23 protein-coding genes are annotated in these 20,783 nt (G+C 68.3%); 12 read left to right on the top strand and 11 right to left on the bottom strand.

Features of this window, described 5'->3' with window-relative positions:
* Positions 1-39 precede the first annotated feature (39 nt).
* From ACOTSS_RS03590 to ACOTSS_RS03600, 3 genes are read right to left on the bottom strand one after another with little or no spacing between them, the layout of a single operon-like run.
* The gene (locus ACOTSS_RS03590; RefSeq protein ID WP_448690170.1) at positions 40-705 is read right to left on the bottom strand and encodes a CoA transferase subunit B; all 666 of its coding nucleotides are present in this window, start codon (positions 703-705) and stop codon (positions 40-42) included.
* Complete coding sequence (locus ACOTSS_RS03595) at positions 705-1,574, bottom strand: HAD family acid phosphatase (RefSeq protein ID WP_448690171.1); 870 nt, start codon at positions 1,572-1,574, stop codon at positions 705-707. Before ACOTSS_RS03595 ends, ACOTSS_RS03590 begins: the two co-directional genes overlap by 1 nt.
* Positions 1,571-2,281 carry a CoA transferase subunit A gene (locus ACOTSS_RS03600; protein ID WP_448690172.1) on the bottom strand — a complete coding sequence of 237 codons (711 nt, stop codon included), beginning with the start codon at positions 2,279-2,281 and terminating at the stop codon, positions 1,571-1,573. The genes ACOTSS_RS03595 and ACOTSS_RS03600 overlap by 4 nt, the downstream gene beginning before the upstream one ends.
* An 87-nt stretch (positions 2,282-2,368) precedes the next feature.
* Between ACOTSS_RS03600 and ACOTSS_RS03605 the strand changes: the two genes are divergently transcribed.
* Positions 2,369-3,277: a LysR family transcriptional regulator gene (locus tag ACOTSS_RS03605; RefSeq protein ID WP_448690173.1), complete on the top strand. Its 909-nt coding sequence runs from the start codon at positions 2,369-2,371 to the stop codon at positions 3,275-3,277.
* A gap of 55 nt (positions 3,278-3,332) precedes the next feature.
* Complete coding sequence (locus ACOTSS_RS03610) at positions 3,333-4,151, top strand: universal stress protein (RefSeq protein WP_448690174.1); 819 nt, start codon at positions 3,333-3,335, stop codon at positions 4,149-4,151.
* A 3-nt stretch (positions 4,152-4,154) separates the two neighbouring features.
* Here the strand turns inward: ACOTSS_RS03610 and ACOTSS_RS03615 are convergent, their stop codons facing one another.
* Together ACOTSS_RS03615 and ACOTSS_RS03620 are read right to left on the bottom strand one after the other, a co-directional pair.
* A complete protein-coding gene (locus ACOTSS_RS03615) occupies positions 4,155-4,802 on the bottom strand; it encodes an HAD-IA family hydrolase (protein WP_448690175.1) in 648 nt (215 codons plus the stop codon).
* The gene (locus ACOTSS_RS03620) at positions 4,799-5,902 is read right to left on the bottom strand and encodes a DUF2855 family protein (protein WP_448690176.1); all 1,104 of its coding nucleotides are present in this window, start codon (positions 5,900-5,902) and stop codon (positions 4,799-4,801) included. Before ACOTSS_RS03620 ends, ACOTSS_RS03615 begins: the two co-directional genes overlap by 4 nt.
* A 62-nt stretch (positions 5,903-5,964) precedes the next feature.
* Here ACOTSS_RS03620 and ACOTSS_RS03625 point away from each other — a divergent pair, with 62 nt between their 5' ends.
* The gene (locus tag ACOTSS_RS03625; protein WP_448690177.1) at positions 5,965-6,348 is read left to right on the top strand and encodes a DUF488 domain-containing protein; all 384 of its coding nucleotides are present in this window, start codon (positions 5,965-5,967) and stop codon (positions 6,346-6,348) included.
* Positions 6,349-6,469: 121 nt separating this feature from the next.
* Here ACOTSS_RS03625 and ACOTSS_RS03630 read toward each other — a convergent pair whose 3' ends face one another.
* Both ACOTSS_RS03630 and ACOTSS_RS03635 read right to left on the bottom strand, forming a co-directional pair.
* Positions 6,470-7,156: a VIT1/CCC1 transporter family protein gene (locus tag ACOTSS_RS03630; RefSeq protein WP_448690178.1), complete on the bottom strand. Its 687-nt coding sequence runs from the start codon at positions 7,154-7,156 to the stop codon at positions 6,470-6,472.
* Between the two features lie 16 nt (positions 7,157-7,172).
* Positions 7,173-8,090: an SMP-30/gluconolactonase/LRE family protein gene (locus ACOTSS_RS03635; protein ID WP_448690179.1), complete on the bottom strand. Its 918-nt coding sequence runs from the start codon at positions 8,088-8,090 to the stop codon at positions 7,173-7,175.
* Between the two features lie 47 nt (positions 8,091-8,137).
* Between ACOTSS_RS03635 and ACOTSS_RS03640 the strand changes: the two genes are divergently transcribed.
* Complete coding sequence (locus tag ACOTSS_RS03640; protein WP_448690180.1) at positions 8,138-8,737, top strand: TIGR02466 family protein; 600 nt, start codon at positions 8,138-8,140, stop codon at positions 8,735-8,737.
* A 113-nt stretch (positions 8,738-8,850) separates the two neighbouring features.
* Positions 8,851-10,290: an NAD-dependent succinate-semialdehyde dehydrogenase gene (locus ACOTSS_RS03645; protein WP_448690181.1), complete on the top strand. Its 1,440-nt coding sequence runs from the start codon at positions 8,851-8,853 to the stop codon at positions 10,288-10,290.
* A gap of 345 nt (positions 10,291-10,635) precedes the next feature.
* Here ACOTSS_RS03645 and ACOTSS_RS03650 read toward each other — a convergent pair whose 3' ends face one another.
* Positions 10,636-11,400 carry an SDR family oxidoreductase gene (locus ACOTSS_RS03650; RefSeq protein WP_448690182.1) on the bottom strand — a complete coding sequence of 255 codons (765 nt, stop codon included), beginning with the start codon at positions 11,398-11,400 and terminating at the stop codon, positions 10,636-10,638.
* Positions 11,397-11,780, bottom strand: coding sequence for a dihydroneopterin aldolase (locus tag ACOTSS_RS03655; RefSeq protein ID WP_095387576.1), 384 nt, complete (start codon positions 11,778-11,780; stop codon positions 11,397-11,399). Before ACOTSS_RS03655 ends, ACOTSS_RS03650 begins: the two co-directional genes overlap by 4 nt.
* Positions 11,781-11,869: 89 nt before the next feature.
* On the opposite strand from ACOTSS_RS03655, the gene ACOTSS_RS03660 reads away from it, so the two are divergent.
* Genes ACOTSS_RS03660 through ACOTSS_RS03675 form a run of 4 tightly spaced genes read left to right on the top strand, consistent with a single transcriptional unit; the run spans position 11,870 to position 14,798 of the window.
* Complete coding sequence (locus tag ACOTSS_RS03660) at positions 11,870-12,373, top strand: GNAT family N-acetyltransferase (protein WP_448690183.1); 504 nt, start codon at positions 11,870-11,872, stop codon at positions 12,371-12,373.
* Between the two features lie 45 nt (positions 12,374-12,418).
* Positions 12,419-13,003, top strand: a complete 585-nt coding sequence (locus ACOTSS_RS03665; protein ID WP_448690184.1) for a DUF1285 domain-containing protein — start codon at positions 12,419-12,421, stop codon at positions 13,001-13,003.
* The gene (locus ACOTSS_RS03670) at positions 13,003-13,593 is read left to right on the top strand and encodes a CoA pyrophosphatase (RefSeq protein ID WP_448690185.1); all 591 of its coding nucleotides are present in this window, start codon (positions 13,003-13,005) and stop codon (positions 13,591-13,593) included. The genes ACOTSS_RS03665 and ACOTSS_RS03670 overlap by 1 nt, the downstream gene beginning before the upstream one ends.
* Positions 13,590-14,798, top strand: a complete 1,209-nt coding sequence (locus ACOTSS_RS03675; RefSeq protein ID WP_448691284.1) for a CCA tRNA nucleotidyltransferase — start codon at positions 13,590-13,592, stop codon at positions 14,796-14,798. The genes ACOTSS_RS03670 and ACOTSS_RS03675 overlap by 4 nt, the downstream gene beginning before the upstream one ends.
* On the opposite strand, the gene ACOTSS_RS03680 is transcribed toward ACOTSS_RS03675, so the two are convergent.
* On the bottom strand, positions 14,762-16,444 hold the full coding sequence (locus ACOTSS_RS03680) for a putative bifunctional diguanylate cyclase/phosphodiesterase (RefSeq protein ID WP_448690186.1): 1,683 nt from the start codon (positions 16,442-16,444) through the stop codon (positions 14,762-14,764). The two genes, ACOTSS_RS03675 and ACOTSS_RS03680, sit on opposite strands and share 37 nt — an antisense overlap.
* 90 nt (positions 16,445-16,534) lie before the next feature.
* Positions 16,535-18,838: a DNA topoisomerase IV subunit A gene (gene parC, locus ACOTSS_RS03685; protein ID WP_448690187.1), complete on the bottom strand. Its 2,304-nt coding sequence runs from the start codon at positions 18,836-18,838 to the stop codon at positions 16,535-16,537.
* A gap of 109 nt (positions 18,839-18,947) precedes the next feature.
* On the opposite strand from parC, the gene ACOTSS_RS03690 reads away from it, so the two are divergent.
* The 3 genes from ACOTSS_RS03690 to ACOTSS_RS03700 are packed head-to-tail and all read left to right on the top strand — an operon-like array spanning position 18,948 to position 20,775.
* Positions 18,948-19,580: a lysophospholipid acyltransferase family protein gene (locus tag ACOTSS_RS03690; protein ID WP_448690188.1), complete on the top strand. Its 633-nt coding sequence runs from the start codon at positions 18,948-18,950 to the stop codon at positions 19,578-19,580.
* Positions 19,577-20,395: a DUF1295 domain-containing protein gene (locus tag ACOTSS_RS03695; protein WP_448690189.1), complete on the top strand. Its 819-nt coding sequence runs from the start codon at positions 19,577-19,579 to the stop codon at positions 20,393-20,395. The genes ACOTSS_RS03690 and ACOTSS_RS03695 overlap by 4 nt, the downstream gene beginning before the upstream one ends.
* Positions 20,371-20,775 carry a ribose-phosphate pyrophosphokinase gene (locus ACOTSS_RS03700; protein WP_448690190.1) on the top strand — a complete coding sequence of 135 codons (405 nt, stop codon included), beginning with the start codon at positions 20,371-20,373 and terminating at the stop codon, positions 20,773-20,775. Before ACOTSS_RS03695 ends, ACOTSS_RS03700 begins: the two co-directional genes overlap by 25 nt.
* The last annotated feature ends 8 nt before the right edge of the window (positions 20,776-20,783 follow it).

Here is a 20,783-nt window from a genome sequence, read left to right on the forward strand (position 1 = left end):
CGCTCGCAATGACGCAAAATGGCAGGCGGGTGTTTCCGCTCAGGCCGTCTCCAGCGCCACATCATAGGTCGCAGTCGTTTTCGCCGCGACCTCTTCCGCCGTCACCCCCGGCGCCAGCTCGATCAGCCGGAACGGGCTCGCATGGTCGGCGCGCTTGAAGACCGCGAGGTCGGTGACGATCATGTCGACGACATTCCTGCCGGTCAGCGGCAGCGTGCAGGCGGGGATGAACTTGGCCGATCCGTCCTTCGCCACATGCTCCATCACGACGATGATCTTCTTGACCCCCGCGACCAGGTCCATCGCGCCGCCCATGCCCTTGATCATCTTGCCGGGCACCATCCAGTTGGCGAGGTCGCCATTTTCGGCGACTTCCATGCCGCCCAGCACGGCAAGGTCGATATGGCCGCCGCGGATCATGGCGAAGCTCTGCTCCGACCCGAAATAGGCGGTCTGCGGCAACTCGCTGATCGTCTGCTTGCCGGCGTTGATCAGGTCGGGGTCCTCGTCGCCCTCGAAGGGGAAGGGGCCGATGCCGAGCATGCCGTTCTCCGACTGCAGCGTCACCGTCATGCCCGCGGGAACATGGTTGGCGACTAAAGTCGGAATGCCGATGCCGAGGTTGACATAATAGCCATCCTCCAGCTCCTGCGCGGCGCGCGCCGCCATGTCGTCGCGGGTCCAGCCCTTTGTTTCGTCGGCCATTATTTCGGCTCCCAGTGGGTGTCGGAGGGGAAAAGATCGTCCCAGCCCAGCCGGTCCCACGGACCATAGACGGGGTTGGGGAAGAGGAACCAGCCCTTGTTCCAGAGCGCGGAGGCGGCGGGGCCGGTCGCGAGCGCGATGCGCGCGGCGGGCGCCAGCGCCTTCTCGTTGAACTGCTGGCTGAAATCGCCGAGCTGGTCGCCCGCCATCGCGATCACGCAATATTTCGACGCGATCGCGCCGCGGCGCCCGTCCTTGCTCGACCCGCCGGCGTCGTCGCCCGCGAGGAACAAGGTTTCGCCATGCCTGAATTCGCCGAGGCCCGCCGCGCGCAGCGTCGCTTCGGCGCCCTCGGCGTTGGCGGCGCTGCGGTTGGTGTTGGCGATCACGGTGACCCCCACGGCGCGCAGCGCGGTCACCATCTCGACCGTGCCGGGCATTGCCTTGGCCGCGCCGGCGCCAGTCTTTTCCCAGCTGTCCCAGATCTTGGGATCGAAGGCGATGCCGCGCTCGGCCATGTAGCGCGTCGCGCCGAGATTCCAGATCAGCGTTTCGTCGGCGTCGAACACCGCGGCGAAGGGCTTGTCGCCGCACGGCTCGAAGCGCGGCGCATCCATGCTCGCACCGGGTGTCAGGACGACGCTGTCCTGCGGACGCGCCTTGACGCGCTCCGTTACATAATCTGCAATCCGCGCATTGACCGCGCGCACCGCGACGGCGGCCTCGGCCGAACCGTAGAGATATTGGAGCGCCGTGGTCGGTTTCGCCGGCTCGGCGGGGGCTGCGGGCGCCGACGCGACCGGCGCGTGCCCCGCGCTCGCGCAGCCCGCGAGCAGCAGGCCCAGCGACAGGGCGAGGGCGCGCCTCACGCCGCTTCCCGCGGGCGCACGGTGCGGAACTCGATCTTCTTGTCATAGGGCGCGCCGAGGACGAGCCGCTTCACATAGATGCCCGGCAAATGGATGCTGTCGGGGTCGAGGCTGCCGACCGGCACGATCTCCTCGACCTCGGCAACGCAGATCTTAGCCGCGGTCGCCATCGGCTGGTTGAAGTTGCGCGCGGTCTTGCGGAAGATCAGATTGCCGCTCTCGTCGGCCTTCCACCCCTTGATGACCGCGAGATCGGCGAAGATGCCGCGTTCGAGGATATAATCCTCTCCGTCGAAGCTCCGCACCTCCTTGCCCTCGGCGACCGCGGTGCCGACGCCGGTTCTGGTATAGAAGCCGGGAATGCCCGCCCCGCCCGCGCGGCAGCGCTCGGCGAGCGTGCCCTGCGGGCAGAATTCGACCTCGAGCTCGCCCGCCAGATACTGCCGCTCGAACTCCTTGTTCTCGCCGACATAGGAGGAGATCATCTTCCTGATCTGCCGCGTGCGGAGCAGCTTGCCCAGGCCTTCGCCGTCGATGCCGGCATTGTTGCTCGCGATGGTCAGGTTCTTGACGCCCGAATCGCGGATCGCGTCGATCAGCCGCTCGGGAATGCCGCAGAGGCCGAAGCCGCCCGCGCAGACCTGCATCCCGTCGAAGAGGAGGCCGTCGAGGGCTGCGGCTGCGTCGGGGTATCGCTTGTTCGCCATGAATCGGCCTCCTGCTGCTGGCGGCGCGACATTGGCGCATCCGACATATCAATTCTAATCATAGTGTTTTTAGATTATCCATAAACGATGTCGATCAATCGAATCGCGCTCTACCATCTCGAAACCCTGCTGTGGATCGACCGGCTCGGCACCTTCTCGGCCGCCGCCGAGCGACTCAACACGACCCAGCCCGCGGTGTCGGCGCGGATGCGCGAGCTCGAACAGCGGCTGGGCTCGGCGCTCTTCCGCCGCGACGGGCGCGCCATGTCGCTGACCCCCGCGGGGCGCAAGCTGGTGCGCGACTGCGCGCCGCTGCTCCGCGACATGGAGCGCGCGCTGCTCGGCAGCGGCGGCTTTGCCGAGGCGAGCGGGGTGGTGCGGATCGGCGCGGGCGAGATCGCGGCGGCGAGCTGCCTGCCGCCCTTCGTCGCGGCGCTGAAGGAGGAAATGCCGGGGGTCGGCCTCGAAATCGAGATCGACCTGACTGCGAATTTGATCCAGCAACTGCTCACCGGCCGCACCGACATGGCCTTCGCCGCGGGGCCGGTCGCGCATCCGGCGCTGACCTCGCGCCCGATCGGCAAGGTCGCGCTCGTCTGGCTCGCGAGTCCCGCGGTCGCCGCGGCCTTCGACGCGGGCGGCGAGGCGGCGGCGATGCCGGTCTGGTCGCTCGCGAGCCATTCGCCGATTCACGGGCGGATGCGCGACGCGATCGACGCCTCGCGCATCGCGCCGCGCTCATTGAACCTCTGCAACAACGCCCGGATGATGATCGACATCGCGCTCGCGGGCGGCGGGGTCGGCATCTTCCCCGAACCGATGGTGCGCGCCGAGGTCGCGCGCGGCGCGCTCGTCGAGCTTGCCGGCATGCCGCCGCCGGCGCCGGTCGAATTCCACGTCGCGATGCGCGTCGCCGATACCGAGCCGGTGCTGGTCCGCATCTTCGAGCAGGCTGCCCGGCTACGGATCGCGCCGGTTCTTGACGCCGGTCAATGAACCACCGCGCCTTGCAGTGCATTATCCCTTCATCGGACGGAAAAAGGAGGCTCCCATGCGCTCGATACTCGTTCATGCCGACAAGGATTCCGCTTTCGAAGGTCGGCTGCAGGCCGCGCTCGACCTAGCTCGGCGGTTCGAGGGCCATGCGACGCTGCTGATCGCAACCCCGCTCCGGCAATTCGTCAGCTTCGATCCCTTCGGCGGCACCTATTTCGCGGCCGAGGCGCTCGCCGCGGCGCAGGCCGAGGACCTGACGCTCGAAACCCGGCTGGCCGACCGGCTTGCGGGCGAGGATGTTCCCTGGGACATTGCGATGTCCGACGGCGACGTTGCGGGTGCGCTCGCCGCCGCCGCGACCTTCGCCGATCTCGCCATCGTCAGCCTGCCCGCTGCCGAAGGCGAGGGACGGGGGGACCTGCCGCTGCTCGCCGGCGACGTGGCGCTGGCCGCGCCGGTTCCCGTCCTCGCCCTGCCGCGCGACACGAAGGCGCTGGTTTTCGAGGCGCCCGCGATGGTCGCGTGGAACGGCGGCACCGAGGCGGCGCACGCGCTCCGCGCCGCCATCCCCCTCTTGCATGGCCGCGCCGTGACGCTCGTCACCATCGATACGGGCGATCCCGACGCGGACGGCTTTCCCGCGACCGACGCGCTGCGCTATCTGTCGCGCCACGGCATCCACGGCGAACTGAAGACCGTCGCCCGCGGCCCCGAAGCGGTCGGCGAACGGCTCGTGGAGGAGGCGGCGGAGATCGGCGCGGGGCTGCTCGTCATGGGCGCCTTCGGCCGCAGCCGCCTGCGTGAAACGCTGTTCGGCGGGGTCACGCGCCACCTGCTGTCGCACAGCCGGACGCCGCTGCTCCTCGCCCATTAGGTTCTAGGGCAGCGGCATCTCCAGCGCCGCCGACAGGTCGGCGAGCGCCTGTTCGCCGCTCGTCACCTTGATCGCGTACATGCCGAGCATCGCCGCCGGCTTGCAGTTGATGCCGAGGTCGTCGAGATAGACGCAGTCGGACGCCGCGACGCCCAGCGCCTCGCACATCATCCGGTAGATCGCGGGGTCGGGTTTGCGCACCCCGACCTTGCTCGATTCGACGACATGGTCGAAGCGCGCCATGATCGCCGCGATCTCGGCCGCCGCGCTCTCGCTGCGCGCCATGCCCGCGCCTTTTCCCGACGGCACATTGTTGGTGATGCAGCCGATCGTGAAGCCGCGCGCCTTCAGCGTATCGAGCGCCGCGACCATCGCCGGGCGCACCGCGCCGGCGAGCACCGCGAGCACCGCTTCGCCCTCCAGATCGTGCCCCAGCGCGCGCGCCTCGTCGGCGAAGGCGCGGTCGAAGGCGGCCGCGTCGATCTCGGCGCGCTCGAACTTCGCCCACGCATTGCCGTCGGGATCGCGCGCATTGACGCGGCGCACGAAGTCGCGCGGCAGCCCGCGCTCCTCCTCCAGCCGGTTGAACGCCTCGAAGGGCGAGGCGGTGATGACGCCGCCGAAGTCGAAGATGACGGTCGTGAAGCTCATGGCGCGATCAATATTCCTGTCTTGGGGTCCGCCGCCCCCGACAGCATTTCGCGATAGGCGTCAAGCGCCGCCGCGCCGCCCGCGCGCGTGTCCGGCCGCGCGAGTCGCGGCGCGACCTCCATGAAGCCGAGCCACGCCTCGCCGACCTTCTGCCCGAACGCCGCGCCGCCCCAGTCGCCGATCCGCTTCTGCACCCGGCCGGGCGCGAAGAAGCCCTGGCGCTCGGGCCCCGGAAGCCCGGCGGCGTCGGCCTGCGCGTCCCAATGCGACTTGCCGACGATGATCGAGGCCCGAAGGTTGCTCCCGAAATGGCTGTGCACGACGCGCGTCACCGCGCCATTGCCCGCCATGTCAACCAGCGCCGCCGCGGTCGAGGGCGGCAGCGTCATCACCTCCTCATAGGCGAGCACGCGGTCATAGACGCCCTGCGCCGCGAGGTCGGCGGCGTGCGCGCGGCTCGTCAGCCCGATCGTCTCGGGCCGCGCGCCGCCGCGCCGGGCGAGCGAATAGCCGAGGCCGATCGCGGTCTTGCTCGACGCGCTCGCGATCAATATCTGCCCCGCGCCATAGTCGCTCTCGTCCTCGAACTGGTCGGCGATCAGCCAGCCGGTCAGGAACAGCGGGCGAAAGATCGGCCAATAATCGTGATGTTCGGCGCGATAGTCGGGCAGCGCCTCGATCCGCTGATACTGGTTGTAGATCGGGGGCAGAGTGGCCCGGCGCGGGGTGACGTCGGTGAAGCCGCCGGGCCCGGCGGCGCCGGGGGTCAGCACCGCCTGACTCGCCATCGGATAATAGCCATAGAAGCGGTCGCCGACCGCTATGCCGTCGGCCGCGCTTTCGGTGACGGTTGCGAACCCCCAGATCGGCAGGCGCCCGGGCTCGCTCCGCTCGGCGAAGAAATCCCAATAGCCCTGATCGTTCCCGAACAGGCCGGAGGGCTTGCCGAACACCGCATAGGTGATGTTGTTCGCGGTCATCGCATACAGGTCGGTCGCGACGCGGATCTGTCCCGGCGCGAGCGGCGCGGGCGCCTCTTCGACCAGCGCCGCCTTGGTGATATCGTCGCGATCGATATCGATCGCCCAGCCATTGTGCATGCGGACCCCTCCGATTGTCTTGGCCCTTGCCTGCGGGCGCGGGACGGGGGATAGTCATACAGATGCCACGGTCCCACACAATCGCGGTCAAGCGCATATATGAACCGGCCGAGCCCGGCGACGGCGCGCGCTTCCTCGTCGACCGGCTGTGGCCGCGCGGCGTGTCGAAGGAAAAGGCCGACCTCGCCGCATGGCTGAAGCCGCTGTCGCCGAGCGACGCGATGCGCGAACAGTTCCACCACGCCACCGCCGGCAGCGACGCGGCGTGGAACGCGTTCCGCAAGGAGTATTTCGCCGCGCTGGATGCCGGCGGCGACGAGGTCGCGGCGGCGCTCGCCGAACTCGATGCGGCGATGAAGGCGGGACCGGTGACCCTGCTCTATGCGGCGAAGGACGAGGATCGGAACAACGCCGTCGCGCTGCGCGAGTGGCTGGAGGGGCGCTAGAGCCCTCCTGTTGGTTTCGTCATTGCGAGCGGAGCGAAGCAATCTCCAGCTATCATTTGCGCTGTGCCGGTGGCTGGAGATTGCTTCGTCGCTCCGCTCCTCGCAATGACGGGGATTATATTCAGCCCACCGCGTCGAACAGCGACCCGATCGCGATCGTCGCCGCCATCGCGAACGCGCCCCAGAAGCTGACGCGCAGCACGGCGCGGGCAATCGGGGCATTGCCCGCCCAGGCCCCGAGCACACCGAGCAGCGCGAGGAAGACCAGCGATGCCGCCGAGACCGTCCACGGCAGCGAACGGCCGGCGTCGAGCAGCACGACGAGCAGCGGCAGCGCCGCACCGATCGAAAAGCTCGCCGCCGATGCCGCCGCGGCCTGCACCGGCCGCGCGCGCATCTCGCGGCTCAACCCCAGTTCGTCGCGCAAATGGCTGTCGAGCGCATTGTGCGCGGTGAGCGCCTGCGCGACCTCTTCGGCGAGTGTGCGGTCGAGCCCGCGCCCCTCGTAGATCTGCGTCAGCTCTTCGAGTTCGAATTCGGGCTGCGTCTTGAGCTCGTGCCGTTCGCGCGCGATGTCGGCCTTTTCGGCGTCGCCCTGCGAGCTTACCGACACATATTCGCCCGCCGCCATCGACATCGCGCCCGCGACGAGCCCCGCGACCCCGGTGACGAGGATCGACGCCTGCTCAGCACCCGCCGCCGCGACCCCGGCGATCAGGCTCGCGGTCGAGACGATTCCGTCGTTGGCGCCGAGGATCGCGGCGCGCAGCCAGCCGATCCGTTCGACGGCGTGGGTTTCGCGGTGCATGCCCCGTCGTCCTTCCTCAATATTGCAGCTTCAACCCCGGCCGCGCCCAGCGCGTCTTCACCAGCCGTCCGCTGCCCGACAGGGTCAGATAGGCGTCGCGCATGTCTTCACCCCCGAACGCGATGTTGGTGGTGAAAATGTCGTCGGTCGCGACGAATTCGACCAGTTCGCCCGCGGGCGAGACGACGCTGATCCCGCATTCGCCGATCGTCGCGACGCAGATATTGCCGTTCGCTTCCATCGCGAGGCTGTCGAAGAATTTATAGCCCGCGGGGCGATAGAGCGGGATGCCGGGGCCGCCGGGCCCCGCGTCGGGCGCGATCTTGCCGGGGGCGGTGATGTTGAACTTCATCAGCCGGCAGGTATAGGTTTCGGCGGCGTAGAGCGTGTTGCCGTCGGGCGACAGGCCGACGCCGTTGGGATTGTTCGAGGGGAAGACGACCTCCTCGATGAAGCTGCCGTCGGCCTTGGCATAGAAGATGCCGACGATGTCATGGGCGCGTTTCGCATAATCGACCTTGCCGTGATCGGTGAACCAGAAGCCGCCGTGGCTGTCGAACATGATGTCGTTGGGGCCGCGCAGCACCACGCCGTTGTCGCCCGATTTGTAGAGGATCTCGACTTCGCCCGTCGCGATGTCGATGCGCTCGATCCGCCCGCCCGAATAGTCGCTCGCGATGCCGTGCGGGGCGAGATAGCCGTCCGATTCGACATAGTTGAACCCGCCGTTGTTGCAGCAATAGAGTTTGCCGTCGGGACCGATCGCAAGCCCGTTGGGGCCGCCGCCGGGGGTCGCGACGACCTCCTTCTTCCCGCCGGGCCAGCAGCGGGTGATGCGCCCTTGCTCGATCTCGACCACGATCACGCTGCCGTCGTCCATCACGACCGGCGCTTCGGGGAAGCGCAATCCGTCGGCGATCAGTTCGAACTCCATCCTCGTCTCCCTTGCTCTTGTTCGTCCGCTGTGCTTTCCCGCCCATCATGCCCGTTCGCACGCTCTTCGCCACCCATTTTTACGAAGCCGACATCGGCGACTCCGACCTGCTCGACGATCTCGAGCAAAGCTGCCGCCTGCTTGCGGAAGAGGACGGCGCGGGCCGCGGCTGGAGCCGCGCGCACGGCTATCGCGGCTATACCAGCTATGCGAGCCTCGACGACCTGCCGCAGCGCGATCCCGCCTTCGCGGACCTGAAACGCCTGCTCGACCGCGAGGTGAAGGCGTTCGCCAAAGCCTGCCACTTCGACCTCGCGAAGCCGCTGCGGCTCGACAGCCTGTGGGTCAATCTGCTGAAACCCGGCGGCACCCACAGCGGGCATATCCATCCGCACAGTGTCGTGTCGGGGACTTTCTACGTCGTCGTGCCGCCCGGATCGGGCGCGCTCAAGCTCGAGGATCCGCGGCTGCCGATGCTGATGGCGGCGCCAGGGCGCACCGACGACGCGCCCGAACATCTGCACCCCTTCATCTACGCCGAACCCGCGCCGGGCCGCGTCTTCCTGTGGGAAAGCTGGCTGCGGCACGAGGTCATGGTCCACGCCGGCAAGGGCGAGCGGATTAGTATCAGCTTTAACTACTCCTGAGCCGATCCTATATCGCACCCGTCGTTGCGAGCGAAGCGAAGCAATCAAGGGCAGCGTAAACCGCTCTGGATTGCTTCGCTTCGCTCGCAATGACGAGATTGAAAGGAAACCCCATGACCGCGACCGCCGACTATAACGCCGACCTGCAACTCTTCATCGCGGGCGCGTGGCGGAGCGGGGAGGGGCGCGATGTCGCGCCGGTCTACAATCCCGCAACCGGCGCGCCGATCGCCGAGTTGCCCGTCGCGACCGCCGCCGACCTCGACGAGGCGCTCGCCGCCGCCGAGCGGGCGTGGCCGCTGTGGCGCGCCAAAACTCCCGATGAACGCGCGGCGCTGATGCACAAGGCCGCCGCCATCATCCGCGAGCGCGTCGAGCCGATCGCGACGTTGCTGACCCTCGAACAGGGCAAGCCGATCGCGCAGGCGCGTGGAGAGGTCGCTTCGGCCGCGGCGGTGCTCGCCTATTTTGCGGAAGAAGGAAAGCGCATCGAAGGCCGCGTGCTCCAGCGCCCCGCGGGCCAGCGCGCGATGGTGCTGAAGCAGCCGGTCGGCCCCGCTGCGGGCTTTTCGCCCTGGAATTTCCCGGTCAATCTGATGGTCAAGAAAATCGCCCCCGCGCTTGCCGCGGGCTGCGTCGTGATCTCCAAGGCGCCCGAGGAGACGCCGGGCTGCACCAGCGCGATCATGCGCTGCCTCGACGATGCGGGCATCCCCGCGGGCGTCGCGCAGCTCGTCTATGGCGTCCCCGACATGATCAGCCGCCACCTGCTCGCGAGCCCGGTGATCCGCAAGGTCAGCTTCACCGGGTCGACCACGGTCGGCAAGCATCTGATGCGCCTCGCCGCCGACGGGGTGAAGCGGATCACGATGGAGCTCGGCGGCCACGCGCCGGTGCTGATCTTCGACGATTGCGATCTGGAAGCAACGCTCGACCGCGTCGTCGCGCAGAAATTCCGCAACGCAGGCCAGGTGTGCGTGTCGCCGACGCGCTTCTATGTCCAGCAGGGCATCTACGACGCCTTCGTCAAGGGGTTCGCCGAACGCACCGCAAAGGTGAAGATCGGTAGCGGGCTCGATCCCGATACGGAGATGGGCCCGCTCGCCAACGCGCGCCGCGCGCCCGCGCTGGAGGCGATGATCGCCGATGCGAAGGCGAAGGGGGCGCGCGTCGTCGCGGGCGGCGAGGCGACGGGCGAGGGCAATTTCTTCCTGCCCACCGCGATCGCCGACGTGCCGCTCGACGCCGATGCGATGAACCACGAGCCCTTCGGCCCGATGGCGCTGATGCGGCCGTTCGGAACCGAGGAGGAAGCGCTCGAACAGGCGAACCGGCTTCCTTACGGCCTCGCCGCCTTCGCCTTCACTGAGAACGGCCGCCGCATAAACCGCATCGCCGACGGCATCGAAAGCGGCATGGTGGGGATCAACAGCTTCGTCATCTCGAGCAACGACACGCCCTTCGGCGGGATCAAGGAATCGGGCTTCGGCAGCGAAAGCGGGCCCGAGGGGCTGGAGAGCTATCTGGTGACCAAGGCGGTGCATATTTATTGAACCGGGCGGCGTGAAGGCTGGCCCCGCTATCGACTTTGGGGTGAGGGAGGTGACGTTCAAAATCACGTCATGCTGAACTTGTTTCAGCATCCATGGCCAGACCTCTCGTTCGATGCCGCGTCGAAGTAGACGGCAGGCCATGGACCCTGAAACAAGTTCAGGGTGACGATGGTGAAATGGCCGCTACGGTCGATTCCCGACATTCGTCATCCCGGACTTGATCCGGGATCCCGCTTTTTGAGGCATCGACTGGCTTGGACATCCAGCGGGACCCCGGATCAAGTCCGGGGTGACGATCGACCACCGGCCGCTCTCGGCCGCTCATTGCCATCCGATGGGCGGCGATCAATCCCGCTCCAGTGCCACGAAATCGCGTCCCATTGGCGCCAGATGCGCGCCGCCGTCGACGAAGATCGTCTGCCCCGTCACCGCCTCGGCTTTTGCCAGGTAAACGACCGCATCGGCGATTTGCCCCGGCGTCGGCAGCGCGCCGAGCGGCATGCGCTGCGCGAGCCGCTCGACCTGCCCCGGCACATAATCGTCGGTGGGAAGGGTCAGCCCCGGCGCCACCGCGTTGACGCGCGCGCGGCGGCCGAACGCCACCGCCAATATCGCCGTCGCCTGCCACAGCGCCGCTTTCGACAGGCTGTAGGCGATCTGGTCGGGCACCGGATGCGCGACGCGCTGATCGACGATGTTGACGATCGCGGGGCGCCGCCCTTCGCCTGCCTGCGCGACGAGCGCCTTCGCCAGCATCACCGGGGCATGGTGGTTGAGCTGCATCATCGCCGCGAGATCGGCCCGCGTCAGCCCTTCCCATTCGCCCTCGGCGAACAGCGCCGCATTGTTGACGAGCAGGTCGGGCGCGCGGCCGAAGGCGTCGGTCACGGCCGGGACCAGCGCGTCGACCGCCCCCGCATCCGACAGGTCGGCGATGAAATGCCGGTTCTCGGCACCGGTCTCGGCAAGTGCGTCGACGAGCATCGCGTCGGGGTCGGCGAGGCTGTGCTTGTGGAGCGCGAGCGCATAACCCTCGCGCGCGAGCCGCGCCGCGATCGCGGCGCCGACGCGGTGCAGCCCGCCGGTGACGAGGGCGAGCTTTCGAGTCACTTGCGCGCGCCCGGTCGACTTCTGCGCATCGTGATCCCGATCTCCTCGCCGTCCTCGGCGATCGCGAGCTTGACGATCTTCACCTCGACCTCCGCGACGCGGTCGTCCTGCAGGAACAGCGTGTCGATGATATGGTCGGCGACGCTTTCGATCAGCACGAAATGCACGTCCTTCGGGATCGCGTCGGTCGCCGCGAATTTGAGGTGCATGTAATTCTTCGACGCGCTCAAGGGGGTCGTCGGGTCGTAATGGTCCGCCATCGCCAGCCGCGCGCGCACCGAGATGCGGAGCGGCTGCGGCAGGTGGGTTTCCTCGGAATAGATGCCGGTCAGCACCTGGACGGTCAGCCCGTCGACTTCGAGCCAGAGTTGGTCGGTCACAAGAAAATCCTGTCTGCGGGCGCGACATTCGGCTTTGCAACGCGGTGCCGCGACCCTAAAGCGCCGCCGCATTAGCGAAAGGGCGGGCATTGGTCGAGTTACTTCCACTGGCGAATATCGAGCCGCAGGCGGTCGAGCATCTGCTCGACGCCGCTTTCGGGCCCGACCGCTTCGGACGAACCGCCTACCGCCTCCGCGAAGGGGCGGCGGCGATCCCCGCGCTCAGCTTCGCGCTCGCCGAGGACGGCCTGCTGATCGGGACGATACAATGCTGGCCCGTCGCTCTCCGCACCGCCGATGGCGTGGCGCATCCGCTGGTGATGGTCGGCCCGGTCGCGGTGCGCCCCGACGTGCAGCGCGGCGGGCACGGCCGCGCGCTGATGGCGCATATGCTGGAGGCGGCCGAAACCAGGGCCGACGGCGCGCTGATGATGATCGGCGACCCCGAATATTACGGTCGCTTCTTCGGCTTCACCGCCGATGCGACGGGCGCCTGGGACCTGCCCGGCCCGTTCGAGAAACGCCGCCTGCTCGCGCGCGCGGTGAACGGGCACGCGCTGCCGGCGGATGCGGGGATGATCGGGCCGCGTTGACCATAGCGGGGTTGCGCGCCGCGCACGCCCCCCTATGTCGGGTCCATGGTCACCCCCGCGCCGTCGCTTCCCAAACCCTTTTCGCAGCTTTCGCTGACCGAGGCGGCCGAATTGCTCGCGGCGCGCAAGCTGCCGCCGGTCGAGACGTGGCAGCCCGAGCGCAGCGGCGACAGCGCGATGGAGATTCGCGCCGACGGCAGCTGGTATCATGAGGGCGGGCGGATCAACCGCCCGGCGATGGTCCGGCTCTTCTCGACCATCCTCCGCCGCGAGCCCGACGGCGGCCATGTGCTGGTCACCCCCGCCGAGAAGCTCGCCATAGCGGTCGAGGATACGCCCTTTCGCGCGGTCGAGATGAAGAGCGAAGGCGAAGGGAAGAAGCGCAGGCTCGTCTTCCGCCTCGACACCGACGATCTGGTCCTTGCGGGCGCCGATCATCCGCTCTCTTTCGGGCGCGATCCCGACAGCCCCGACCCGCGGCTCCATGTCCGCGGCGCGATCGGCAACGGGCTCGAGGCGCGGATCGACCGCGCGCTTTATTATGAGATCGTCGAGATGGCGCTCGCCGACAGCGGGGAGCTGCCCGTCATCTGGTCGAACGGGGCCCGCTTTCCGCTGGTGGACGCCTGATGCTCTCCGAAAAGCTGCGCGCCGCGCTCGACAATCTGCTCCCCGATGCGGGCGAGGACGAGGCCTATCTGTTCGACGGCCCGCCGACCCTCCGCGACGCCGCGGTGCTGATCGCCTTCACCGACCGCGCCGACCCCGGCGTCATCCTGACCCAGCGCCCGCAGTGGCTGCGCAGCCATGCGGGGCAGGTCGCCTTTCCGGGCGGCAAGATCGACCCCGGCGACCGCGATGCGGTCGACGCCGCGCTGCGCGAGGCCGAGGAGGAGATCGGCCTCCACCGCCGCGACGTAGCGATCGCGGGGACGACCGAGGCCTATCGCTCGGGCAGCGGCTATCACATCACCCCCGTGCTCGGCGTCATCCCGCCCGACCTGCCGCTCGATCCCAACCCCGACGAGGTCGAGGACTGGTTCGAGGTGCCGCTCGACATCCTTTTCGACCCCGAAAACTACCACCGCCAGCATGCGCATTTTCAGGGGCACGATCGGCATTATTATGACATGAACTGGCAGGGACGGCGGATCTGGGGCGTGACGGCGGGAATCATCATCAATCTGGCGCGGCGGATGCCTGCGGGGTGGCACCGGTGACGGCGCTGCCCGATGCCGAATGGCGCCGTCGGCCCGGGCTCGCGCGCATCGTCGCGGCGCTGGCGGCGGACGGCGGCGCGGTGAAGGTCGTCGGCGGCGCGGTGCGCGACACGCTGCTCGGCCTTCCCGTCACCGACATCGACCTCGCGACCCCGCTCCGCCCCGACGAGGTGACGCGGCGGCTGGAGGCGGCCGACGTCAAGGTGATCCCGACCGGCATCGCGCATGGCACCGTCACCGCGATCGCGAGTGGCGACCGGCACGAGATCACGACGCTGCGCCGCGACGTCGCGACCGACGGGCGGCGCGCCACCGTCGCCTTCGCCGACGACTGGCGCGAGGACGCGGCGCGGCGCGACTTCACGATCAACGCGCTCTACGCCGATCCGGCGACGGGCACGGTCGACGACTGGTTCGGCGGGCTCGCCGACCTTGCGGCCGGGCGCGTCGTCTTCATCGGCGATGCCGCGACGCGGATCGCCGAGGATCACCTCCGCATCCTGCGCTTCTATCGCTTCGCGGCGCGCTTCGGGCGCGGCGAACTCGACCCGGTGAGCCACGCGGCGGTGGTCGCCGCGCGCCAGTCGCTCAAGAGCCTGTCGCGCGAGCGCGTCGCCGACGAGCTGCTGAAGATCCTCGCGCTGCCCGATCCGTGCGCGATCGTCGGCCGGATGGCGGTCGACGGCATCTTCGCAGTGATCGTCCCCGAGCTCGACCCGGCCTTCGCGAACGCCCTCGACCGGTTGATCGCGAACGAGGGGGCAACCGGCACGCCGCCCGCGCCCCTGCGCCGCCTGTCGGCGCTGCTGCCCGCCGATGCCGTGACGGCCGAGACGGTCGCGAGCCGGCTGCGCCTGTCGACGCGCCAGCGCAGGCATCTGGCGGCAGTCGCGGCGCACCGCGACGATACCGCGCGCCCGGCGCGCCGGCTCGCCTATGCGATCGGTGTCGAGGCGGCGCGCGACGTCCATCTCGTCGCCGCTTCCGATATGGCGGGGGTGCGCAGCCTCGCCGGCTGGGCGCCGCCCGAGCTGCCGATCAAGGGTAGCGACATCATCGCGCGCGGCGTGACCGCGGGGCCAGAGGTCGCGCGAATCCTGCGCGCGGTCGAGGCAGCGTGGGTCGCGGAGGATTTTCCCGGTGCGGCGCGCGCCGGGGAACTCGCCGATCAGATGATCGGCAGCGCCAGCGATTCGCGCCAATAGGCGAAGGCTTCCGGGCCATCCATCGGCCGCGCGAACAAATAGCCCTGCCCGAAATCGCAGCCGAGCGCCGACAATAGCCGCGCCTGGTCGGCGGTCTCGACCCCTTCGGCGGTCGTCTTCATCCCCAGCACCTCGGCGAGGCTCTGGATCGTGCGGACGATCGCGGCCTTGTCGCGATCCTCGACCATATGGTCGACGAAGCTGCGGTCGATCTTGAGCACGTCGATCGGCAGCCGCTGCAGATAGGCGAGGTTCGAATAGCCGGTGCCGAAATCGTCCATCGCGATCCGCGCGTCGAGCGCCTTCAGCTCGCTGAGCACCGACAGCGCGAGATCGGGGTCGCCAATGATCGCGCTTTCGGTGAGTTCGATCATCAGCCGCTCGCCGCCGATCGCGTTGGCCATCAGCGCCTGCCGCACGGCGGCGGCGATATCGTCGCGAACGAGCTGGATCGCCGACACATTGACCGAGAAATAGCATTCGACCGGCGTTCCGCCATTGTCGCGGTCCCAGTCGGCCAGCACGTTCGCCGCCTTGGCGATCACCCACTGGCCGAGCGGCACGATCAGGCCTGAATCCTCGGCGACCGGAATGAATTCGGCCGGCGATACCGGGCAGCCGTCGCTGTCGTCCCAGCGGGCGAGCGCCTCGAACCCGGCGACGCGGCCGCTCGCCAGCTCGATCAGCGGCTGGAAGGCAAGGCGCAGCCGGTCTTCTTCGATCGCGCTCCTGAGTGCCGTTTCGAGGCCGAAGCGATTGTCGGACAGCATCGCCGCCTCGGGCTCGTAGATTTCGATGCGGTCGGTCTGCTTGGCGCGCTTCAGCGCGATCTGCGCGTGGCGAATCTGGTCGCCGATATCGGTGTCATGTCCGGGCTGAATCGCGCAGCCGAGCGCGCAATCGACGCTGACCTTCAACTCGCCGATGCGGAACGGATGGTCGAAGCAGCCGCGGATGCGCCGCGCCAGCTCGCGCACATCGGCGCGGCCGCCGGCGATGCGGGTGGAGATGGCGAATTCGTCGCCGCCGCTGCGCGCCAGTATGTCGCCGCTGCGCAGGCTCGATTTCAGGCGGCGCGCCACGGTGATGATCAGTTCGTCGCCCGCGAGCGGGCCGATATGCTCGTTGATGCGGCTGAAGCGCGCAAGGTCGAGCAGCAGGATCGCATGGTCGGCGGGTTCGTCGCCATGCGACCGCTGCTCGACCAGTTCCTCGAACCCCGCGCGATTGGGGAGACCGGTCAGACTGTCCGATACCAGTTCGCGGCGCAGGTTGCGCTCGGTCATCATTTCCTGCGTGCGGTCGATCAGCGTCAGCAGGAACAGCGATTCGTCGCCGCATTCATCCGACAGTCGGCCGATCGCCCCGCGCAGGTCGCGCGCCGCCACGCCTTCGCCGAGACGGCACGAGAATTCCTGGTTGTCGTCGACCGGCCCCGCCGCCGCGCGCTCGATCGCACGGCGCAGCTCGATCGGTGCCTTCGTACCGGCAGGCGACAGGCTGAGGCGGTCGAACGCGGCGTTGCTGGCGTGGAGGCTGAAATTGCCACGCTCCAGCGGCCGGATCAGCGCAGCAGGCACCGGCAGGGCGTCGATCCAGCCGACGTAAAGCAAGGGCCGGTCTTCGCCGGTCTGATCGATAGGCATAACGAAGGGTTTTGTGCGACCTTTCCCCATTGACCCATGACTATGTCACCGGGAGTAAAAAAGCTATTTACGGCAAAGGGGCGATGGGTTTCAGCCGAAACGATTATTTCGAGGAAAACCGGTCGGCGGCATCCGCCCCGCGGCGCCGCGCGCGACGCGCCAGGGAATGAGGTCGGTTTCGGTCCGCGTACGGCCGCTGTCGCCGCCCATCGTCCAGCTGAGCCCCTCGGTGAAGACGAAGCTGATCGCATCCGACAGGCCGCCGTCGCGATAGCGCTGCAGCATCACGCCCTGGCCGCGCGTCATCACCGGCACTTCGTTGATCGGGAAAACGACGAGCTTGCGGTTCTCGCCGACCACCGCGACGCTGTCATCGCCCGGCGCGATCGGGCGCACGACGGCAAGCTGCGCCTTGGGCTTCAAATTGACGACGCCGCGGCCCTTGCGCGTTTCGGCGATCACCTCGGCCATCTGGACAACGAAGCCGTGCCCGCTCGTCGAGGCGAGCAGCAGGCGGCCTTCTGCGCTTGCGGGGATCAGCGCGACGATCCGTGCCTCGGGATCGATGTCGACCATCAGCCGTAGCGGCTCGCCGAAACCGCGCCCGCCGGGCAGCTTGTCGGCGCCGACGGTGAAGAAGCGCCCGTCGCTCGCCGCGACCAGCAGCTTGTCGGTGGTCTGCGCGTGCGCCGCGAAGGCGAGTTCGTCGCCTTCCTTGAACTTGAACTCGCCCCATTGGTCCGCCGCGACATGGCCGCGCTGGGCGCGGATCCAGCCGCGCTTCGACAGGATGACCGTCACCGGTTCCTTTTCGATCATCGCGTCGAGCGGAATGTCGCGCGCCGGCGCCGCCTCGGCGATCGCCGTCCGCCGCGCACCGAGCGCGGTCCCGGGGCCATAGACGGCACGCAACGCGGCGAGGTCTTTCTTGAGCCGCGTCTTCTGCCGCGCCGGGCTTTCGATCAGCTTCGCCAGCTCCTCGCGCTCGGCCGTCAGCTCGGCCTGCTCGCGCTTCAGCTCCATTTCCTCGAGCTTGCGCAAGCTCCTGAGGCGCATGTTGAGGATCGCCTCGGCCTGCCGGTCGGTCAGCGCGAACTCGGCGATCATCACCGCCTTGGGTTCGTCCTCGGTGCGGATGATCTCGATGATCCGGTCGAGGTTCAGGAAAGCGATGAGATAGCCGCCGACCAGCTCCAGCCGGTCGTCGATCTTGCCGATCCGGTGCTCGGCGCGGCGGACGAGAACGACGATCTGGTGCTGCAGCCATTCGGTCAAGAGCTGGTGCAGCCCCATCACCTTCGGTGTCCGCGTCGCGTCGAGGACGTTGAGGTTGAGCGCGAAGCGGCTTTCGAGCTCGGTCAGCCGGTAGAGGCTTTCCTTGAGCACATCGGGGTCGACGTTGCGGCTCTTGGGAACCAGGACGATGCGGATGTCCTCGGCGCTCTCGTCGCGTACATCCTCGAGGATCGGCAGCTTCTTGTCGGCGATCAGCTGCGCGATCGCCTCGATCAGCTTGCCCTTGGCGACTCCGTAGGGGATTTCGCTGATCACGAGCTGCCAGGTGCCGCCCGCCTGCTTCTCGATCCCGGTTTCTTCCCAGCTTCCATTGGCGTCGCGGCCGGTCGAGAAGCGCGCGCGGACGCGAAAGCCGCCGCGCCCGGTCTCATAGGCGTGCGCGATCGTCTCGGCGCTGTCGACGACGATGCCGCCGGTCGGGAAATCGGGGCCCTTCACATGCTCGAGCAGCTCGGAAAGCTCGGCGCGCGGATTGTCGATCAGGACGAGCGCGGCGTCGATCACTTCGGCGGCGTTATGCGGCGGGATGTTCGTCGCCATGCCGACGGCGATCCCGCTCGCGCCGTTGGCGAGCAGGTTCGGGAAGAGGCCCGGCATGATCTCGGGCTCTTCGTCCTCGCCGTTATAGGTCGGCTTGAAATCGACCGTGCCCTCGTCGAGCCCCTGCATCAGGTCGATCGCGACGCGCGTAAGCCGCGCCTCGGTATAGCGATAGGCCGCGGCGTTATCGCCGTCGATATTGCCGAAATTGCCCTGGCCGTCGACGAGCGGATAGCGGAGCGAGAAATCCTGCGCGAGGCGGACCATCGCGTCATAGACCGCGGTGTCGCCGTGCGGGTGGAACTTGCCGATGACGTCGCCGACGACGCGCGCCGATTTCTTGTAGCCCTGGCTGGGATCGAGCCGCATCGAGCGCATCGCCCACAGAAGGCGGCGGTGGACGGGCTTCAGCCCGTCGCGCAGGTCGGGGAGCGAGCGCGCGGTGATCGTCGACAGCGCATAGACGAGATAGCGTTCGGACAGCGCGCTGTCGAACGGGGTATCGATCTGGCCGGGGACGGGTTCGTTATGGTCGGGATCGTCGGTCGTATTCGCCATTGTCCGGTGCCGATAGCAAGGCCGGGGCCCGAGGCAAAGGGCAAAGCGGTCGCCGCTTGCGTCTGCGCGCGCATTCGCGCAAGCCGGACGGCGGAAGAGGGGAGAATCGGTGGCCGCTTTCGACGACGACCCGCCGGGTCCGCTCGCGCGTTTCGTGCGCGGGGCAATGCTGTGGTTCTACCGCCGCCAGGGCTGGACCGCGGCGGGCGAGGTGCCCGAGCCGCGCCGCTTCATCATCATCGCCGCGCCGCACACGAGCAATTGGGATTTCCTCTATTATCTCGGCCTCACCGCCGACATCGGTATCCGCCCGCACTTCATGGGCAAGCTGTCGCTGTTCAAATGGCCGATCGGCGGCTTCATGCGGCAGATGGGGGGCATTCCCGTCGACCGCAGCGGTGGCCACAATTACGTCGATGCGATGGTCGCCGAATTCGCACGCCGCGATGAATTCATGCTCACCGTCGCGCCCGAAGGGACGCGCCGGCGGACGAAGAAATGGCGCACCGGCTTCTATCATATCGCGATGGCGGCGAAGGTGCCGATGGTCGTCGGGCTGATGGACTATGGGCGAAAGACCGGCGGACTTGGCCCCGCGATCTGGCCGACCGGCGACTTTCGCGCCGACATGGAGAAGGTGCTGGCGGTCTATCGCGACTGCACCCCCAAATATCCCGACCGGGCTGTGCGTTCGCTTTCCGATATATTAGGGGAGGGCGACGAAGGAGGGGCGACGGCATGACGGGACTCTGGCAGACATTGGCGATCAATTTCGCCGGCCTGATGGCCGTGATCCTCGGGCTGTGGATCGCGGCGCGGACGATCCGCGACGTCTCGTTCATCGACGCCTTCTGGGCGTTCGGCATGGTGCTGCTCGCGTGGGGCACCGCGCTTCAGGCGGGCTTCGAGGGCGTCCGGACCCAGCTTCTGCTGCTCCTCGTGACGTTGTGGGGCCTGCGCCTCGCCGCGCATCTGTTCCTGCGCTGGCGCGCCAATGGCGAGGATCCGCGCTACCGCAGGATCCTCGCCAGCGTCATCGAGCAGCGCGGCTGGAGCTGGGGCACCGCGGCGCTGGTCTCGGTGTTCCTGACCCAGGCGCCGCTGCTGTTCCTCACCTGCCTGCCGGCGCAGCTCGGCATCTGGGCGAGCGCGACGACCCCGCCCGCGACCGCGGGCTGGCTGGCGGCGCTCGGCACCTTCGCCGCGCTCGCCGGCATCGCGTTCGAGGGCATCGGCGACGCGCAGCTCCATGCCTTCCGCAAGGACCCCGACAATCGCGGCAAGGTGCTCGACACCGGCCTCTGGCGCTACACGCGCCATCCCAATTATTTCGGTGACACGCTGACCTGGTGGGGCATCTGGCTCGTCGCCGCCGACGCCGGGCTGTGGGTGGCGCTGGCGAGCGTCATCGGCCCCATCTTCCTCACCTTCACCCTCACGAAATGGTCGGGCAAGGTGCTGCTCGAAAAGGGGCTGCACAAGTCGCGCCCCGGCTATGCCGATTATGTCCAGCGCACCTCCGGTTTCCTCCCATGGCCGCCAAAGACCAAGGGCTAGGCGGCGAGGCGACCGCGGTTGACGCGAGCGCGCTCGGCGACGCGCCGCGCATCCGCGCGATCCTGACCGAGGCGGCGCGCGAGGGGCGCAGCGTCAGCTATTCGGAACTGCTCGGCGATCTCGGCTTCCGCTTCACCCGGCCCAAGATGCGCGCGGTGTGCAAGACGCTCGCCGAGGTCGACCGCCTCTGCGCGCTCGATGGCGAGCCCGACCTCGCGGTGCTGGTCGTGCGCGAAAGCGACCGGCTGCCGGGGCAGGGCTGGTGGGTCGGCGGCACCGCGCTGCTCCTCGGTTACGACGGCCCGTGGGAAGGCGCCGCGGCGACGCGCTTTATCCGCGAGCAGCAGCAGGCGGTGTTCGATTTCTGGGACGGGCGGTAGCGGCGATC

It is taken from the genome of Sphingopyxis sp. NJF-3 (genome assembly GCF_053514865.1).

Coding starts and splice junctions, on each gene's coding strand:
- ACOTSS_RS03600 (WP_448690172.1), bottom strand. CDS start 2,281: ATGGCGAACAAGCGATACCCCGACGCAGCCGCAGCCCTCGACGGCCTC.
- ACOTSS_RS03615 (WP_448690175.1), bottom strand. CDS start 4,802: ATGAGCTTCACGACCGTCATCTTCGACTTCGGCGGCGTCATCACCGCC.
- ACOTSS_RS03605 (WP_448690173.1), top strand. CDS start 2,369: ATGTCGATCAATCGAATCGCGCTCTACCATCTCGAAACCCTGCTGTGG.
- ACOTSS_RS03665 (WP_448690184.1), top strand. CDS start 12,419: ATGGTCACCCCCGCGCCGTCGCTTCCCAAACCCTTTTCGCAGCTTTCG.
- ACOTSS_RS03680 (WP_448690186.1), bottom strand. CDS start 16,444: ATGCCTATCGATCAGACCGGCGAAGACCGGCCCTTGCTTTACGTCGGC.
- ACOTSS_RS03635 (WP_448690179.1), bottom strand. CDS start 8,090: ATGGAGTTCGAACTGATCGCCGACGGATTGCGCTTCCCCGAAGCGCCG.
- ACOTSS_RS03645 (WP_448690181.1), top strand. CDS start 8,851: ATGACCGCGACCGCCGACTATAACGCCGACCTGCAACTCTTCATCGCG.
- ACOTSS_RS03640 (WP_448690180.1), top strand. CDS start 8,138: ATGCCCGTTCGCACGCTCTTCGCCACCCATTTTTACGAAGCCGACATC.
- ACOTSS_RS03590 (WP_448690170.1), bottom strand. CDS start 705: ATGGCCGACGAAACAAAGGGCTGGACCCGCGACGACATGGCGGCGCGC.
- ACOTSS_RS03610 (WP_448690174.1), top strand. CDS start 3,333: ATGCGCTCGATACTCGTTCATGCCGACAAGGATTCCGCTTTCGAAGGT.
- parC (WP_448690187.1), bottom strand. CDS start 18,838: ATGGCGAATACGACCGACGATCCCGACCATAACGAACCCGTCCCCGGC.
- ACOTSS_RS03620 (WP_448690176.1), bottom strand. CDS start 5,902: ATGCACAATGGCTGGGCGATCGATATCGATCGCGACGATATCACCAAG.
- ACOTSS_RS03670 (WP_448690185.1), top strand. CDS start 13,003: ATGCTCTCCGAAAAGCTGCGCGCCGCGCTCGACAATCTGCTCCCCGAT.
- ACOTSS_RS03625 (WP_448690177.1), top strand. CDS start 5,965: ATGCCACGGTCCCACACAATCGCGGTCAAGCGCATATATGAACCGGCC.
- ACOTSS_RS03630 (WP_448690178.1), bottom strand. CDS start 7,156: ATGCACCGCGAAACCCACGCCGTCGAACGGATCGGCTGGCTGCGCGCC.
- ACOTSS_RS03695 (WP_448690189.1), top strand. CDS start 19,577: ATGACGGGACTCTGGCAGACATTGGCGATCAATTTCGCCGGCCTGATG.
- ACOTSS_RS03700 (WP_448690190.1), top strand. CDS start 20,371: ATGGCCGCCAAAGACCAAGGGCTAGGCGGCGAGGCGACCGCGGTTGAC.